At 43.3% G+C, this 17,149-nt stretch carries 15 protein-coding genes; 9 read left to right on the plus strand and 6 right to left on the minus strand.

Translation table 11 applies throughout. The features are described 5' to 3' along the window. Positions 1 to 380: 380 nt before the first annotated feature. Entirely contained in the window at positions 381 to 1,670 is a 1,290-nt protein-coding gene (locus J4N40_RS12275) for a citrate synthase (RefSeq protein ID WP_005382163.1), read from the plus strand. Between the two features lie 92 nt (positions 1,671 to 1,762). Here the strand turns inward: J4N40_RS12275 and J4N40_RS12280 are convergent, their stop codons facing one another. Beyond that, the gene (locus J4N40_RS12280) at positions 1,763 to 2,521 is read right to left on the minus strand and encodes a Nif3-like dinuclear metal center hexameric protein (RefSeq protein ID WP_025766984.1); all 759 of its coding nucleotides are present in this window, start codon (positions 2,519 to 2,521) and stop codon (positions 1,763 to 1,765) included. 232 nt (positions 2,522 to 2,753) lie between these two features. Between J4N40_RS12280 and J4N40_RS12285 the strand changes: the two genes are divergently transcribed. Next, positions 2,754 to 3,527, plus strand: coding sequence for a DUF1853 family protein (locus tag J4N40_RS12285; protein WP_064369057.1), 774 nt, complete (start codon positions 2,754 to 2,756; stop codon positions 3,525 to 3,527). 61 nt (positions 3,528 to 3,588) lie between these two features. On the opposite strand, the gene pgm is transcribed toward J4N40_RS12285, so the two are convergent. Both pgm and seqA read right to left on the minus strand, forming a co-directional pair. Further along, the gene (gene pgm, locus J4N40_RS12290; protein WP_053303294.1) at positions 3,589 to 5,235 is read right to left on the minus strand and encodes a phosphoglucomutase (alpha-D-glucose-1,6-bisphosphate-dependent); all 1,647 of its coding nucleotides are present in this window, start codon (positions 5,233 to 5,235) and stop codon (positions 3,589 to 3,591) included. A gap of 92 nt (positions 5,236 to 5,327) precedes the next feature. Beyond that, positions 5,328 to 5,870 (minus strand): replication initiation negative regulator SeqA, encoded by a 543-nt coding sequence (seqA, locus tag J4N40_RS12295; RefSeq protein WP_005382149.1) that lies wholly within the window; start codon positions 5,868 to 5,870, stop codon positions 5,328 to 5,330. A gap of 92 nt (positions 5,871 to 5,962) precedes the next feature. Here seqA and J4N40_RS12300 point away from each other — a divergent pair, with 92 nt between their 5' ends. The 3 genes from J4N40_RS12300 (at position 5,963) to fldA (ending at position 7,646) form a co-directional block, all read left to right on the plus strand. Beyond that, positions 5,963 to 6,730, plus strand: a complete 768-nt coding sequence (locus J4N40_RS12300; protein WP_115385808.1) for an alpha/beta fold hydrolase — start codon at positions 5,963 to 5,965, stop codon at positions 6,728 to 6,730. A 112-nt stretch (positions 6,731 to 6,842) separates the two neighbouring features. Then, on the plus strand, positions 6,843 to 7,064 hold the full coding sequence (locus J4N40_RS12305) for a DUF2788 domain-containing protein (protein ID WP_005393038.1): 222 nt from the start codon (positions 6,843 to 6,845) through the stop codon (positions 7,062 to 7,064). Between the two features lie 48 nt (positions 7,065 to 7,112). Beyond that, on the plus strand, positions 7,113 to 7,646 hold the full coding sequence (gene fldA / locus J4N40_RS12310; RefSeq protein WP_005382146.1) for a flavodoxin FldA: 534 nt from the start codon (positions 7,113 to 7,115) through the stop codon (positions 7,644 to 7,646). Positions 7,647 to 7,698: 52 nt separating this feature from the next. On the opposite strand, the gene J4N40_RS12315 is transcribed toward fldA, so the two are convergent. Then, positions 7,699 to 8,202 carry a DUF4442 domain-containing protein gene (locus J4N40_RS12315; protein ID WP_005382144.1) on the minus strand — a complete coding sequence of 168 codons (504 nt, stop codon included), beginning with the start codon at positions 8,200 to 8,202 and terminating at the stop codon, positions 7,699 to 7,701. Positions 8,203 to 8,402: 200 nt separating this feature from the next. Here J4N40_RS12315 and fcrX point away from each other — a divergent pair, with 200 nt between their 5' ends. Next, complete coding sequence (gene fcrX, locus J4N40_RS12320) at positions 8,403 to 8,852, plus strand: ferric iron uptake transcriptional regulator FcrX (protein ID WP_005382141.1); 450 nt, start codon at positions 8,403 to 8,405, stop codon at positions 8,850 to 8,852. 220 nt (positions 8,853 to 9,072) lie between these two features. Here the strand turns inward: fcrX and glnS are convergent, their stop codons facing one another. Both glnS and nagE read right to left on the minus strand, forming a co-directional pair. Next, positions 9,073 to 10,743 carry a glutamine--tRNA ligase gene (gene glnS, locus J4N40_RS12325; protein ID WP_115385807.1) on the minus strand — a complete coding sequence of 557 codons (1,671 nt, stop codon included), beginning with the start codon at positions 10,741 to 10,743 and terminating at the stop codon, positions 9,073 to 9,075. Positions 10,744 to 11,019: 276 nt separating this feature from the next. Further along, a complete protein-coding gene (gene nagE, locus J4N40_RS12330) occupies positions 11,020 to 12,513 on the minus strand; it encodes an N-acetylglucosamine-specific PTS transporter subunit IIBC (protein ID WP_104975952.1) in 1,494 nt (497 codons plus the stop codon). Positions 12,514 to 13,002: 489 nt separating this feature from the next. Between nagE and nagA the strand changes: the two genes are divergently transcribed. The 3 genes from nagA (at position 13,003) to J4N40_RS12345 (ending at position 17,027) form a co-directional block, all read left to right on the plus strand. Further along, the gene (nagA, locus tag J4N40_RS12335) at positions 13,003 to 14,139 is read left to right on the plus strand and encodes an N-acetylglucosamine-6-phosphate deacetylase (protein WP_054578023.1); all 1,137 of its coding nucleotides are present in this window, start codon (positions 13,003 to 13,005) and stop codon (positions 14,137 to 14,139) included. Between the two features lie 2 nt (positions 14,140 to 14,141). Further along, positions 14,142 to 15,356: a DNA-binding transcriptional regulator NagC gene (nagC, locus tag J4N40_RS12340; RefSeq protein ID WP_005382105.1), complete on the plus strand. Its 1,215-nt coding sequence runs from the start codon at positions 14,142 to 14,144 to the stop codon at positions 15,354 to 15,356. Between the two features lie 81 nt (positions 15,357 to 15,437). Continuing rightward, a complete protein-coding gene (locus tag J4N40_RS12345) occupies positions 15,438 to 17,027 on the plus strand; it encodes a cation:proton antiporter domain-containing protein (RefSeq protein ID WP_005384981.1) in 1,590 nt (529 codons plus the stop codon). Positions 17,028 to 17,149 lie beyond the last annotated feature (122 nt).

The following is a 17,149-nucleotide window of genomic DNA, read 5'->3' on the forward strand; positions in this document are numbered from 1 at the left end:
TTTATTGTTATAACCAATTTCAGCTTCCAAACGTACAAAAGTTAACATCTATTTAACAAATATCGCGAGTAACCACCCAGATAATTGTAAACAATTTGTTAACAGACGGAATCCAGCAACAAACCTCACTCTTTGTTTCTAGCCCCGAATTTATAAGGATTTAACTAAAATTTTCTTTGCCAATATACGGCGAGCAACATTCTAATACAATTGGTGTAACAAATTATGCTACATAGAACAGATTTTTAACGATTTTCATGAGAAAAATCATAACAAGTGCACACAAAGATGGAGAAAAATTGACTTTAAGCTTTAACAACAGTACAAAAATGGCACATAAACATCCTGGACGGATTAAATAATAAACAAAGGAGATTGTTATGGCGGATAAGAAAGCGACCCTTCATGTTGAAGGTCAAGCGCCAATCGAACTGCCAATTATGGACGGTACGCTAGGTACACCTGTAATTGACGTTCGTAAGCTGGGAGCCAATGGTTACTTTACTTTTGACCCAGGTTTTCTTGCCACTGCATCTTGTGAATCATCAATCACGTACATCGATGGCGGCAAAGGTATTCTTTTGCACCGCGGTTTCCCGATTGATCAATTAGCCAATAACGCAGATTACTTAGAAGTATGTTACATCCTTCTTTATGGTGAAGCCCCTACCCGAGAACAATACGAGCAATTCAAAACGACCGTTACTCGTCACACAATGGTACACGAGCAAATCGCAAGCTTTTTCCATGGCTTCCGACGCGATGCTCATCCAATGGCGGTAATGTGTGGTGTAGTTGGAGCACTTGCAGCCTTCTATCACGACTCTCTTGACATTAACAACGACGAACACCGCGAAATTGCAGCGTACCGTCTGCTGTCAAAAATGCCAACACTGGCGGCGATGTGTTACAAATACTCTATCGGTCAGCCATTTATTTACCCTCGTAACGACCTTAGCTACGCTGAGAACTTCTTGCATATGATGTTCGCAAACCCTTGCGAAGAATATGAAGTAAATCCTGTGGTTGCCCGTGCGATGGATAAGATTTTCACTCTACACGCGGATCACGAACAGAATGCGTCGACATCAACTGTACGCCTAGCTGGCTCTTCTGGTGCGAACCCATTTGCATGTATTGCCGCTGGTATTGCATCCCTTTGGGGGCCTGCTCACGGTGGTGCAAACGAAGCCTGCTTGAGAATGCTAGAAGAGATTGGCAGCGTCGATAACATCCCTGAATATGTAGACCGCGCGAAAGACAAAGATGACCCATTCCGCTTAATGGGCTTTGGTCACCGCGTTTACAAGAACTACGACCCACGTGCGACAGTAATGCGCGAAACGTGTCATGAAGTTCTCAAAGAGCTAAACATTCAAGACCCTCTGCTAGACGTTGCAATGGAACTTGAGCGCATTGCACTTTCTGATGAGTACTTCGTGTCTAAGAAGCTGTACCCGAACGTAGACTTCTACTCAGGTATCATTCTTAAAGCGATTGGTATTCCAGTTTCTATGTTTACGGTTATCTTCGCGATTTCTCGTACCATCGGCTGGATTGCTCACTGGAACGAAATGCACAGCGATCCACTGAACCGCATCGGTCGTCCTCGTCAGCTATACACTGGCGAAACACAACGTGAGTTTTCTCCACTTCACGAACGTGAATGATCTTTTAGTACGAAGATAGACAAACAAAAGGGTTGAGATTTTCGTCTCAACCCTTTTTTCTTTTTTGCGTTTAACGTTATTAATGGAGAACGCTAAACCGGATTATCAATATCGATAAACTCCACATGTAGGCCATATTCATCCGCTAGCCATTTGCCTAAGGCCTGAACACCATAACGCTCAGTAGCATGATGACCTGCAGCAAAGTAATGAATGTCCATTTCACGAGCAGTATAAGTGGTGCGCTCTGAAATTTCTCCAGAGATAAATGCATCCAGCCCGTGCTGTACAGCAAGTTCAATGAAATCCTGCCCTCCACCAGTACACCAGCCGACTGTCTCAATCATCTTATCAGTATTCTCTGGAGCGATATGCAGAGGCTCTCTTTCAAGAACTTGGTTGATCTTACTCGCAAATTCAACACCAGACATCGGCTTTTTCAAGCGCCCAAACATAGCAACTGACTGAGGGTGCCCTTCAAGCCCACCTTCTACTTCGATTTCAAGTAAGCGAGCTAATTCAGCGTTGTTGCCTAGCTCTGGATGAATATCTAGAGGAAGGTGATAACCATATAAGTTGATATCATTTTTGATCAGGCTACGAATTCGTTTACCTTTCATACCACGAATTGGCTCAGGTTCACCTTTCCAAAAATAACCGTGATGAACGAGTAATGCGTCTGCATTAAGCTCAATCGCTTTATCGATTAAGGCTTGAGAGGCAGTTACGCCAGTGATAATACGCTTTACGGCTGGCGTCCCTTCTACCTGTAACCCGTTTGGTGCGTAATCTTTAATTAACTGCGGTGACAGTTTGTCATTAAGAATCTGTTCTAGCTTTAAGTTATTCATTATTACTTCCAATTTCTAGCGCATGTAAACCTAAATAACCTCTCGATGAAATCAGACCGAGAGTGTGCAACCTAGTTGATACAACAACGTTTTGACATCTGGCACCTTGATATCATTTAGGTACTTAAAGTGTATCTCGAACCCTAATATCGATGCTAGCCACCCTACCCTCAAAAGCAAATTTAGTTACAATAACAAAGCTTTTCGCCTCACCATACATATAGGGATACGGATGAACCAACTGCAACGCTTTTACCAATGGATCGCCACTTCACCTCCTCTTTTCAAGTTACGCCCTCCGTTTACAACCTTAGAGGATCTTTCGGTAACGCCTTTAAATAACGCTGAGCAATACAATGGTAATCCAAGATTGGGCTTTTTATATCAGCACTTATGCACTGCAGTTCTCTCTAGTTCAGAACGATATCAGGTTATCGCGGAAGAGGTTCAGTTAAACGACATCGAAGGTAAGACTATTGGTGCTATCGACTTGGTGTTGCGGAATACAGAATCAAATCAAATAGAACACTGGGAAGTAGCGATTAAGTTTTATCTTCTTTATAACGGCGTATGGTATGGTCCGAATGCTCACGACCAGCTGCATACAAAACTGAATAGAATGCTTACTCATCAGTTAAAAATGAGCGATCGCCCGGAATTTCAAAAAATAATTCCGTTAAACGACGCTCCACAAGAACGTCTATTGATGCAAGGACGACTCTATATTAATCCGTTTACTCCAGAGCCAACTCCTAGCGAGTGCTTGGGTTATGAATTAAATCCAAGTCAGATTAGTGGTTACTGGTGCTATCAAAGTCAATGGGATTTAATTGGTAAACCCCTTTATCATTTACATAAACCATGCTGGGCGATCGGAACAGACGATTTCTCTCAACCTATTGAAAAGCCTTTAGATCGATTCATACACGCACAAACGGAAGACGGTCAATTCTGGTTTGTGGTACCAGATTCATGGCCCGGAGATAAAGCTGTTCGGGGCACTTAAACATGAAAGGGTTGATGTTTTCACATCAACCCTTTGCTAGATACATTGACCATTGGATGTTTTACAAACCAGCGGCTGCAAACACTTGATTAACTATTTCTTGTGCTTCTGCTTCGATTTGTTTTAGGTGCTCTTCACCTTTAAAACTCTCACAGTAAATCTTGTAGATATCTTCTGTGCCTGATGGACGAGCAGCAAACCAGCCATTCGCTGTTGTTACTTTTAGACCACCGATTGCAGCACCATTACCAGGCGCATGCGTGAGACGAGCCGTAATTGGATCACCCGCTAGTGTTTCAGCCGCGACCATTTCTGGCGACAACTTCTTCAGCACGTCTTTTTGTGGGCCATTTGCTACAGCTTGAATACGGTTGTACTTAGATTCACCGTGCTTCGCTGCAAGCTCTTCATAGTAATCTTGAGGGTTCTTACCCGTTACCGCAGTGATCTCTGCTGCTAGAAGGCATAGCAAGATGCCATCTTTGTCTGTTGACCAAGGCGTGCCATCTTTACGAAGGAAAGACGCACCAGCACTTTCTTCGCCGCCGAAACCAAACTTACCAGTGTACAGACCGTCTACAAACCATTTGAAACCAACAGGCACTTCACATAGCTCACGACCTAGATCCGCAACAACACGGTCAATCAGCGCACTTGAAACTAGTGTTTTACCAACAGCGACGTCTTTACCCCACGCGTCACGATGACGGTACAAGTAGTCAATACAAACGGCTAAGAAGTGGTTCGGGTTCATCAAACCTTTTGGCGTAACGATACCGTGACGGTCGTAGTCAGGATCGTTACCAAATGCTAAATCGTATTCGTCTTTCAGTGCCAATAGACCCGCCATTGCGTAAGGAGAAGAACAGTCCATACGCACAACGCCGTCTTTATCTAGCGACATGAATTGGAAAGAAGGATCGATCGATTCACTTACTAGCGTTAGGTCTAGGTTGTATGCCTGACCAATTTGACGCCAGTAATCGATACCGCTGCCACCCAATGGATCTACACCAATCTTCAGGTTCGCCTTTTGGATTGCTTCCATATCGATAACGTTCACCAGGTCATCGATGTATGGCTTCACCAAGTCCATCTCTACAAACAGATCCGATGCTTTTGCTTCTGCTAGTGGTAGGCGTTTAACACCTTGTAAACCTTCAGCAATCAATTCGTTCGCACGATCTTCGATAGCTTGAGTCAACTCAGCTTCAGCAGGACCACCATGTGTCGGATTGTATTTGATACCGCCGTCTTGTGGTGGGTTATGTGATGGGGTAATAACGATACCGTCTGCTTTTTCATCGTGTTTGATGTTGTAAGTCAGAATCGCGTGTGAAATACCCGGTGTTGGCGTGTAACCGTTGTCTTGTTGGACAATCACTTTCACACCATTTGCGATCAATACTTCAATCACACTTGAAAAAGCTGGTTCAGATAGCGCATGCGTGTCTTTACCCACAAACAACGGGCCAGTTGTGCCTTGCTCAGCACGAACTTCTGCTACCGCTTGAGCGATCGCTAAAATGTGGTTTTCGTTAAAAGTGTGCTTGTCTGCAGTACCGCGGTGGCCAGAAGTACCAAATTGAACTTTGTGTTCTGCGTTTGCCGCGTCTGGTTGAAGTAAGAAGTAGTTAGCAACGAGTGCTGGGATATTGTGAAGATCTTCCTGCTGCGCTTTTTGCCCAGCACGAGGGTGCATAGCCATGTTTGACATCCTTTCTTTCAATACAAATAAAATTAAAAAAGCCTCATAATATCCGCTCACTGCGACGCATTATGAGGCTTCTATCAGGTTTCTTAGATTGAACCTGTTACTTTTTCTATTAAGTCAGGTTGGAACCCCATGTGTGCCATCACTTGTTCAACCATCTGTCTTTTACGACTTGTATTGTTATTCGTGATAACCCAAAACGGTGTGCCAGGAATGGCTTTTGGCTTGGTCGTATTACCGTTTGCTAGCAAGGTTTCTTCATTATCTGCAAAGTACACGCGTTTGCGTCCTTTTACATTCGTAGCCTGGGCGAAACCTTCTGGATTCAATTTATGTAAGGTCGATAATACTAACATAAAGCGATCAATCGCTTTTTTTAGACCGGCAAACTCATCAGAAATAAGCAGTGAACGCATTTCTTTCACTACATCAACAGATTCCGTTTTACCCGCATCTTTACTTACTACAATCCCTTGTGGCTTCTCTACTACAGGCGCGGCTTTAGCTTCCTGCAACTGACCATCAAGGTTTAAAAGGCGTCGCAAAATATCCGAGGCGCTTTCACCGATATGCTTAGTTTGACTAGCTATATAACGGTATAGATCCTCATCAACCTCAATTGTTTTCATTCGCTTTTCACATTCTCAATGTTTAAACTCTGGGGGATTATAACGAGATCCACGCGGATACTCCACGTTAAACCCATCACGAATAAGATAAAATGTCAGCATTACTCAACTATAAGCAGGAAGGCCAAGGCCAAACAGTTGTTTTGATTCACGGATTGTTTGGTAGTTTAAGTAATCTGGGTCTACTCGCCCGCGATCTTATTAAAGATCACACGGTGATCAGTATTGATCTGAGAAATCACGGCCTCTCTTTCCACTCCGAAGTCCATAACTATACCGATATGGCAAAAGATGTGGCTCAGCTCCTTCAGCACTTAAACGTTGAGCCATCTATTGTTATTGGTCACTCCATGGGCGGAAAAGTCGCGATGGCTCTTGTGGACATTGCGCCAAATGTAGTCAAGCAGTTAGTCGTTCTCGACATGGCGCCTGTTGCCTACACTACGAACCGTCACGATAATGTTTTTAACGGCTTACATGCTGTTATTAATGAAAAACCAACAAATCGACAGCAAGCCATGGATATCCTAGCTCAACATATTGAACTCGATGGTGTAAGACAATTTCTCTCTAAATCACTGTACAAAAATGGCGATAAGATGGATTGGCGGTTTAACGTACCGAGCCTTTTTGAGAATTATGACCAAATTATTGGCTGGCAAGAAATCACACCAACAGATATCCCAACTTTATTTATCAAAGGCGGCGACTCTGACTACTTAATGCCAGAACATCAGCCGGCAGTGAAGCGACAATTTAACCATGCTAAAGCACACATTATCGCTGGCACTGGTCACTGGTTACACGCCGAGAAACCGACAGAAGTAATGAGAGTCATTCGAAAATACATTTCGAGTTAACAAATTCGAAAAGCAACACTAGATTATTGAAATAACCCTTCTTGTAGTGCATTAACTTTACCGTTTAACAGTGGTATAGTGCGCCCAAGATTTTTCGGCATGAAGGGCTAAAATGCTTTACGACTATATGGATATGCTCGAGTCTATTGGACTCGATCTTCTTTTTGCTGCTATCTTTTTTTTCATCGGGATGGCGATAAAAGATGTACTAAAGCAAGGCAATGTACCTGTTTTTGGTCGTCGTATTGTGTGGTTAGTCCTTTTCCTAGGCTGTGCTGGCTTTATTGCAAAAGGTGTAATTCAGCTAACTTGGGAAGGCTCAGGGTTAGGTTAAACCCTTAGTAGCATCGCCAATAACAAACAATGTAAAGGTATAGACTCTATGGCAAGTGTAGGTATCTTCTTCGGTAGCGACACAGGTAATACTGAAGCCGTTGCAAAGATGATTCAAAAGCAACTAGGTAAACATCTAGTTCACGTTCAAGACATCGCGAAAAGCAGCAAAGAAGACATTGATAACTTCGATCTTCTTCTTCTAGGTATCCCAACTTGGTACTACGGCGAAGCACAATGTGATTGGGATGACTTCTTCCCTGAGCTTGAGCAAATCGACTTCTCTACTAAGCTAGTGGCTATCTTTGGCTGTGGCGACCAAGAAGACTACGCAGAATACTTCTGTGACGCGATGGGCACAGTCCGTGATATCGTTGAATCTAAAGGCGGCACAATTCTTGGCCATACCTCGACAGAAGGCTACGAATTTGAAGCGTCTAAAGCACTTGTTGAAGGTGACGAAAGCCAATTCGTAGGTCTATGTATTGATGAAGACCGCCAACCAGAATTGACTGACGAGCGTGTTGAAAGCTGGGTTAAACAGATCTATGAAGAGATGTGTTTAGCTGAGCTAGAAGGCTAATCAAATTGAATGATACAAAGACCTCCACTTGGAGGTCTTTTTGTATGTATTGTCACACAGCATCGGTAAGTACTTCCTCTTCGCGATACTGAGGTTTCTTTCTTACATAAAGCTTGCGTTGAACCTCTGAAACCACATTCCCCTGTTTATCTTTTACATGAGTAATAAACTCAGGAAAACACTTTTCTCCATTCCGTGTCATTTGATAAATGTTTTCCAGCATCCCTTCAGTGACCTCAAATTCTGCAAACAAATCACTTTGCCCCGGCTTAATAAAGTTAATGCTTGCCTCTTTATCCCACACATAATATTCCTCTCGTAGAATCCCCATCAGCATCAACGAGTAAATAGGATCAGTTAAAGAGAAAATACTGCCGCCATATTGGGTGCGATTGGCATTTTTATTCCACCAGCGAAGCTTTAAACGTACCTTTACAGTACGGAAGTCTTGAGAAATATGTAAGATTTTAATACCCGCCCCCCAAAAAGGAGGCCAAATATTGAGTGCGAACTTTACAATTCCTGGTTTGTATATCTTCGCTAGTCGCCTATTCATCGCTATCCCTGCCCTCTCCAAGCTTAATGTTACACAATTGTAACTGGTCAGAGCTGTAATATAATGGACCTGTTTCTAATTTACAAAAAGATTCTATTAACCCTTTGAAGTTCGTGGTTTAATGTTCCGAACGCTTATCCTATAATGGTAGGAAGATTGAATTCTGTTAAATCGCTGCAGATGATCCAACGGGAAAGTATATGTCAGATAATAATCAGGCGCTGAAGGATGCGGGTTTAAAAGTAACCCTTCCGAGGCTAAAAATTCTAGAAGTACTTCAGCAGCCAGACTGCCAGCACATCAGTGCTGAAGATTTGTACAAAAAGTTGATTGATCTAGGTGAAGAAATTGGCCTAGCAACTGTTTACCGAGTTCTAAACCAGTTCGACGATGCTGGTATTGTAACTCGTCACCACTTTGAAGGTGGAAAGTCAGTCTTCGAATTATCGACTCAACATCACCACGACCACCTAGTGTGCCTAGATTGTGGTGAGGTAATTGAATTTTCTGACGATCTTATCGAAGAACGTCAAAAAGAGATTGCAGCTAAGTACAATGTCACACTAACAAACCACAGCTTATACTTGTACGGCAAGTGTAGCGATGGTGGTTGTAAAGACAATCCAGATGCACACAAACCGAAAAAATAAGGGTTTGTTAATTTAAAAAGTAAACGTCAGCACATGCTGGCGTTTTTTGTTTCTAGAAGTCAGTACCTTAGACGTCAGTACTTTGGTTACAGAACAAAGGCTACTAAACACCCATCTTTTTTATCCACAGTTTTGCACATCTATATAGCACTCTGTGGGATTAGGTATAAAAAATGCCAGCATTTGCTGGCATTTTCATCACTCTCAGCATTAATCGAGATTATTGATTCTCAATTTTTGCCCAGGTATCACGTAGACCAACCGTGCGGTTGAATACTAGATTATCTGCTGAAGAGTCTTTCGAGTCTGCACAGAAGTAACCCATACGTTCAAACTGGTAACCTTTTTCTGCTTCTGCAGAAGCTAGGCTAGGCTCGACAAAGCCATTGATCACTACTAATGATTCAGGGTTAATAGTAGAAGCAAAATCTTCCGCTGCGCCTGGGTTTGGCACCGTAAATAAACGATCGTACAGACGAATTTCCGCAGGAAGAGCTTTATCTGCTGACACCCAATGAATAACGCCTTTCACTTTACGACCATCTGCTGGGTTTTTACCTAGCGTATCTGCATCGTAAGAACAGAAAATCGTTGTGATGTTGCCTTCGGCATCTTTTTCAACGCGCTCAGCTTTGATCACGTAAGCACCACGTAAACGAACTTCTTTACCTAGCACTAAACGCTTGTACTTTTTGTTCGCTTCTTCACGGAAGTCTTCACGCTCAATCCACAGTTCACGCGTGAATGGCACTTCACGCACGCCCATTTCAGGTTTATTTGGGTGGTTGGCAACTGTCAAGTTTTCTACTGCGCCTGCTTCAAAGTTTTCGATAACAACTTTAACAGGATCCAGTACAGCCATTGCACGCGGAGCGTTCTCGTTTAGGTCATCACGAATACAAGATTCTAATGAACTAAACTCGATCATATTTTCTTGCTTCGTTACACCAATACGCTTACAAAACTCACGAATAGATGCAGGTGTGAAGCCACGACGACGCAGACCTGAGACAGTCGGCATACGTGGATCATCCCAACCATTAACCAGTTTTTCAGTAACTAGCTGGTTAAGCTTACGCTTAGACATCACTGTGTATTCAAGGTTTAAACGACTGAACTCGTATTGATGTGGACGGCTTTCGATCGTGATGTTGTCTAGAACCCAATCGTACAGACGACGGTTATCCATGAATTCAAGCGTACAAATAGAGTGCGTAATGCCTTCTAATGCATCAGAAATACAGTGCGTAAAGTCGTACATTGGGTAAATGCACCACTTATCACCAGTTTGGTGGTGCGTAGCAAAACGCACACGGTATAAAACTGGATCGCGCATGACCATGAATGAAGAACCCATGTCGATTTTAGCACGAAGACACGCTTTACCTTCTTCAAATTCACCAGCGCGCATTTTTTCAAACAACGCCAAGTTCTCTTCAACAGGACGGTCACGGTATGGACTTGGTTTACCTGGCGCCTTTAGTGTGCCGCGGTATTCACGAATTTGCTCTGGACTTAGCTCATCTACATACGCTAAGCCTTTGTTAATCAATTCAATTGCATATTCGTAAAGCTTATCGAAGTAGTTTGATGAGTAACATACTTCACCACTCCACTCAAAGCCCAACCAGTTTACATCTTTCTTGATAGACTCAACGTATTCGATGTCTTCTTTTTCAGGGTTTGTATCGTCGAAACGCAGATTACATTGACCCTGGTAGTCCTGAGCAATACCGAAGTTCAAACAGATAGACTTAGCATGACCGATATGCAGGTAGCCATTTGGCTCCGGCGGGAATCGAGTATGCACGCTAGTGTGTTTACCATCCGCTAGATCTTTATCAATGATCTGGCGAATAAAGTTTGATGGACGAGCATCAGCTTCACTCATCTATAGCACCTCAAAAATATTAGTATTGTCAGAGAAAACGGAACCCTGTTTCCAAGTATGGTTTCACAGAGTACATTGTTCCTAATGATCCACAATTCTAAGCAATTAGACAACAAGAACTCGCTCTAAAACGACAATATTTATCGAGTTAGCGTGAAAGCAAAGCAGATTCAAAGGGCCTAAACGAAAAAAGGCCTCCTGCGGAGGCCTTTTGCGATGTTGTAGTATCAATTGTTTGCAATACCAATAACAAACAATCACACCACTATTAAACAGTTAAGCTGGTAGCTGAACACCACTTAAATCTTCATCTTTAGATACATTCTTCATCTCACCAGCAACAATCTCTGCTAGAGGACCAAGGATAACTTGTAGGTTGTTTGTACCTAGCTTCACAACTCCCATAGCTCCAAGATCTTTCAGAGTTTTCTCATTGATAACGCTCATATCTTTCACAGAAAGGCGCAAACGAGTAATACAGGCATCGATAGAACTTAGGTTGTCATGACCGCCAAGTGCTTTCAAGTACTGACGAGCGAGCTCAGAAGAGTTGCTTGAGCCAGCCACGTTAGATGAAGATTCTTCATCATCTTCACGTCCCGGTGTTTTAAGGCCAAACTTAACAATCACGGTACGGAACACGAAGTAGTAAACCGCAAAGAAACCAAGGCCTTGTACAATGAGCATGTACCAGTTTACCGCTAGCGGGTTACGAGTTGACAATACTAAGTCGACTAGACCAGCAGAGAAACCGAAACCTGCAATCCACTGCATTGATGCCGCGATATAAACTGATAGACCAGTCAGCGCTGCGTGAAGAACGTACAGTCCTGGAGCAAGGAACATGAATGCAAATTCAAGTGGTTCTGTTACACCTGTAAAGAATGAAGCAAACGCAGCTGCAATCATGATAGATGCCACTTTCTCTTTATTCTTTGATTTCGCAGTATGGTACATCGCTAGAGCAGCACCTGGTAAACCAAACATCATGATTGGGAAGAAGCCCGCTTGGTACATCCCCGTAACACCTACCGTTGCCGTGCCTTCAGCTAATGATTTCGCACCGCCAAGGAAGTTTGGAATGTCATTAATACCAGCAACATCAAACCAGAACACTGAGTTTAGTGCATGGTGCAGACCAACAGGAATTAGAAGTCGGTTGAAGAATGCGTAAACACCTGCACCTGCTTCACCCATACCTTGAATGCTTTCACCAAAACTGACCAGACCGCCGTAAACTGATGGCCAAACGTACATCAGGATGAACGCAATAACGATACCAGCAAAAGACGTTAGGATCGGTACAAGACGCTTGCCAGAGAAAAACGCCAGTGCTTTGTGCAGCTCTACGTGAGAAAAACGGTTGTACAACTCAGCAGAAACAATACCAACCAAGATACCGACGAACTGGTTATTGATTTTACCAAATGCAGCAGGTACTTCACTTGGGTCAATGCCTTGAATCTGTGATACTGCACCAGGGGCCAAAAGCGTTGTGACAACTAAGAAGCCCACGAAACCTGAAAGTGCAGCGGCGCCATCTTTGTCTTTAGACATTCCGTAAGCAACACCAACAGCGAACAATACTGACATATTGTCAATGATCGCTGCACCAGCTTTAATAAGAAATGCAGCAAGTGCACTGTTTGCGCCCCAGCCATTTGGGTCGATCCAGTAGCCAATACCCATGAGTATTGCTGCTGCAGGAAGTGTGGCAACCGGCACCATAAGCGCCTTACCCACCTTCTGGAAGTATCCGAGAATGTTCACCTTAAGTTCCCCCTATAGGATTAGATGTTATGTTGAATGACTTATTTCAGCCGTCCAATTTAGTCATCCTAAGTTTATGATATTAATTTTGCTCCGCAAATTAAAAGCTCACCGTTTGTGATCATAATCACCACAATTTGCCCTTTCGGAAGGTTTTTGCTAGCGAGATCATAAAACTTATTTTATTATACGAAAAAATGGCGTTTTAAAGATAATATTCTCGCACTTTATGCAAGGCAGAATCAGTGTTATTTTGGTATCTAGGCGGGTAAATCACTGTAACTTTGCTCTGAAAAAGAATCATAAAAAACCATACAATTATTACTTTTCAGTTAGTTACTATGACAATAACATCGATAAAACGCGACTTGCTGTATGTGACTCGTTATCTAATTCAGTGATACAAACTAAGTACCCATATGACTGAAGCAGTCTCTACTTAGATAACGATATAGAAATTGAATTCTCATCTATAAGGACTAGCTGACTATGTACGCGCTAAGTAACTGTAAAATTTATACCGGTAGTGATGTTCTTACCGATCATGCGGTCATCATCGAAAACGATCTTATTCAATCTATTGTGCCGGTTTCTGAGCTACCTCAAAGCATCGAACTAAAAGACCTTGCAGGCGCTAATCTAAGTCCAGGCTTTATCGATCTGCAGTTGAACGGTTGTGGCGGTGTAATGCTAAACGATGCAATTACCCCTGAAACCATGCAAATCATGCACCAGGCAAACCTCAAATCTGGCTGTACTAGCTTCCTGCCAACACTCATTACGTCATCTGATGAAGATATGCGAACTGCAATTGCCGCAGCTCGTGAGTACCACAACAAGTATCAAAATCAATCGCTTGGTTTACACCTCGAAGGTCCTTACCTTAACGTCGCGAAAAAAGGCATCCATAACGTCGATTTTATTCGCCCATCAGACGAAAGCATGATCGACCTTATCTGCGCAAACGCCGATATCGTAGCGAAAGTAACGCTAGCACCTGAGCATAACGACCCAGAGCATATTGCGCGATTAAAGGCTGCTGGCATCGTGGTTTCAATTGGCCACACAAATGCAACCTACGCCGAAGCACGTAAAAGCTTTGAAGCAGGCATTACTTTTGCCACACACCTCTTTAATGCAATGACACCAATGGTTGGTCGTGAACCAGGAGTTGTTGGTGCAATTTACGATACTCCTGACGTATACGCTGGCATTATTGCTGATGGTTTTCACGTCGACTACGCAAACATCCGAATTGCTCATAAAATCAAAGGTGAAAAGCTTGTTTTGGTGACGGATGCCACAGCTCCAGCAGGTGCTAACATTGATCACTTTATTTTTGTCGGTAAGAAAGTATATTACCGAGATGGTAAGTGTGTTGATGAAAATGGCACGCTAGGCGGCTCAGCTTTGACAATGATTGAAGCAGTTCAGAATTCAGTTGAGCACGCGGGGATCGCTTTAGACGAAGCTCTACGAATGGCCACGTTATACCCAGCAACAGCAATTGGTGTTGAGGATCGCCTTGGCCGAGTTCGAAAAGGGATGGTTGCAAACCTGACTATTTTCGATCGTGACTTTAAAGTAAAAGCGACGGTTGTTAACGGACAATACGAGCAAAATTAAGCATGAATGGCGGACAGATTGGTAATGTAGATTTAGTAAAACAGCTTAACAGCGCTGCGGTATATAGGCTGATTGATCAGCAAGGTCCTATCTCCCGTATTCAAGTCGCGGACGTGAGTCAGCTCGCGCCTGCTAGTGTTACCAAAATAACCCGCCAACTTTTAGAGCGCGGCCTTATTAAGGAGGTCGCCCAACAAGCTTCAACTGGTGGTCGTCGTGCGATCTCTTTGACTACTGAAGTCAAACCTTTTCATTCGATTGCCGTTCGCTTAGGTCGAGATTACGTACAGTTCAGTTTATACGATTTAGGTGGTACCGCGCTGGCAGAAGATCAGCATGAACTGCACTACACTAACCAAGCAGACTTAATCGCAGGACTTATCGATTTATTAAAAGATTTCGTAAGCCGTTGCGAAGACAAAATTGATCAACTCATCGCTATCGGCATCACTTTACCGGGCCTTGTTAACCCAACAACTGGCGTGGTCGAATACATGCCTAATACCGATATCGATAATCTTGCTCTCGGTGAAATTGTTGGAGAGAAGTTTAATACAGCATGCTTTGTTGGCAACGACGTACGTGGCATGGCGTTGGCTGAGCACTACTTTGGAGCAAGCCAAGACTGCCAGGATTCTATTTTGGTTAGCGTCCACCGCGGTACTGGCGCAGGTATTATCGTTAACGGCCAGGTTTTTCTTGGTTTTAACCGCAACGTCGGTGAAATTGGTCATATCCAAATTGACCCGCTTGGTGAGCAATGCCAATGTGGAAACTTTGGCTGTTTAGAAACCGTAGCTGCAAACCCAGCGATTATTCAACGAGTGAAGCAACTGATTACTCAAGGATACGAATCAAGCTTAACCGACCTTGAAAACATCACAATTGAAGCGGTATGTCAGCACGCAATGAATGGTGATGAACTTGCGAAACAGAGTTTAGTGCGAGTGGGCAACCAGCTAGGTAAAGCGATTGCGATTACGGTTAACTTATTTAATCCACAGAAAATTGTAATTGCTGGCGATATTACTGCAGCACAAGATATTGTTTTCCCTGCAATTCAACGCAACGTAGAGAATCAATCTCTTAAAACTTTCCATAACGACCTCCCTATCGTGGCTTCTCACATTGATAAGCAGCCAACGATGGGCGCATTTGCGATGATTAAACGCGCTATGCTAAACGGAGTTTTGTTACAAAAGTTACTGGAAGACTAAGTTTATACAACCAATTGAGTTACAATCTCGGGCTGTGTTTTCACAGCCCGTTTTTGTATATCAGGAATACAGCTCAACAGTATGGAAATTATTCTAATTACAGCCGCTTTTTTAGCTGGTTTTATTGCGCTTAAATGCAGCCTCCCTCCCCTCGTTGGTTTTCTACTAGCTGGATTTGGCTTGCATGCATTTGGTTACCAAAGCAATGACGTTATTGTCACTCTCGCAGATCTTGGTGTTACTCTTCTTCTGTTTACTATTGGACTCAAACTCGATGTAAAAACCCTGCTGTCCAAAGAAATATGGGGAGGGGCAACCGCCCACAACATACTCTCTACCGCTTTTTTTGCCCTAGCGTTATCCGGCTTAAAACTACTGGGCTTGACTTCGCTAGCCAGTATGGACGGCAGCCAAATCCTGCTTTTAGCTTTTGCACTATCGTTCTCTAGTACCGTTTTTGCCGTAAAAGCATTGCAAGAAAAAGGCGAAATGAACGCGACCTACGGCACACTCGCGATCGGTATCTTGGTCATGCAAGATATTTTTGCCGTAGTATTCCTGACTGCTTCAACCGGAAAAGTCCCAGAATGGTATGCCATCGGTTTGTTCGCACTGCCTTTCCTTCGTCCCCTATTCTATAAGCTGCTCGATAAAGTTGGCCACGGCGAAATGCTGGTGCTATTCGGTATTTTCTTCGCGCTTGTTGTCGGTGCTGGGCTATTCGAGTTGGTCGGGATGAAACCAGACTTGGGCGCGCTAATTTTAGGCATGCTACTCGCAGGTCACCCAAAAGCCTCAGAACTATCCAAGTCATTATTCAATATGAAGGAGCTCTTTTTAGTCTGCTTCTTTTTAAACATTGGTTTATCCGCCTCATTGAGCGTGAATGGCGTCGTTCTCGCCCTGCTATTTATCTTACTGCTACCAATCAAAGGACTCTTGTACTTCGTCACTATTAATCATTTTAAGTTTCGAGTACGTACCTCTTTGCTCGCCTCTTTATCACTATTTAACTACAGTGAGTTTGGTCTTATTGTTGCTGGATTGGCCTATAAAATGGGCTGGATGCCAAGTGATATGCTTGCTGCGATTGCGGTTGCGGTGTCGGTATCCTTTGTAATTTCCGCGCCACTTAACCGCCTTAGCCATAAAATTTATCAACATTCAGGTAAGTGGCTGCAAGAGACAGCGGTAGAAAAGCTCAATCAACGCGACCAACTCATCAACCCAGGTCATGCCCAAGTATTGATCTTAGGTATGGGGCGTATTGGAACGGGCGCTTATGATGAGCTACGCTCACGCTATGGCAAAATTTCATTGGGTATAGAAATTCGTGAAGACGCTGCACATCATCATCGTTCAGAAGGAAGAAATGTGATTTCTGGTGATGCCACCGACCCGGATTTCTGGGAGCGAATTTTAGATACAGGTCATGTAAAACTGGTTCTGCTTGCAATGCCACATCATCAAGGTAACCAAACAGCACTTGAGCAGCTTAAACGCAGAAAATATAAGGGGCAAATTGCCGCTATCGCCGAATACCCAGATCAATTGGAAGGCTTACTTGAAAATGGCGTTGACGCAGCATTCAATATATATAGTGAAGCTGGTAGCGGTTTTGCTCGACACGTCTGTAAACAACTTCAGCCTAAATTCACACCAATTAAATAAGCAACAGCACTGATATTTTTTGAAAGGCTTTCTATTGATAGAAAGCCTTTTTTGTATAGTTTTTATACCAAACCTTGATCTCATTCACCAAAACAACGATTGAGTTAAATATTTTCCATACA

Source organism: Vibrio sp. SCSIO 43097 (genome assembly GCF_023650755.1).
Lineage (GTDB): Bacteria > Pseudomonadota > Gammaproteobacteria > Enterobacterales > Vibrionaceae > Vibrio > Vibrio alginolyticus.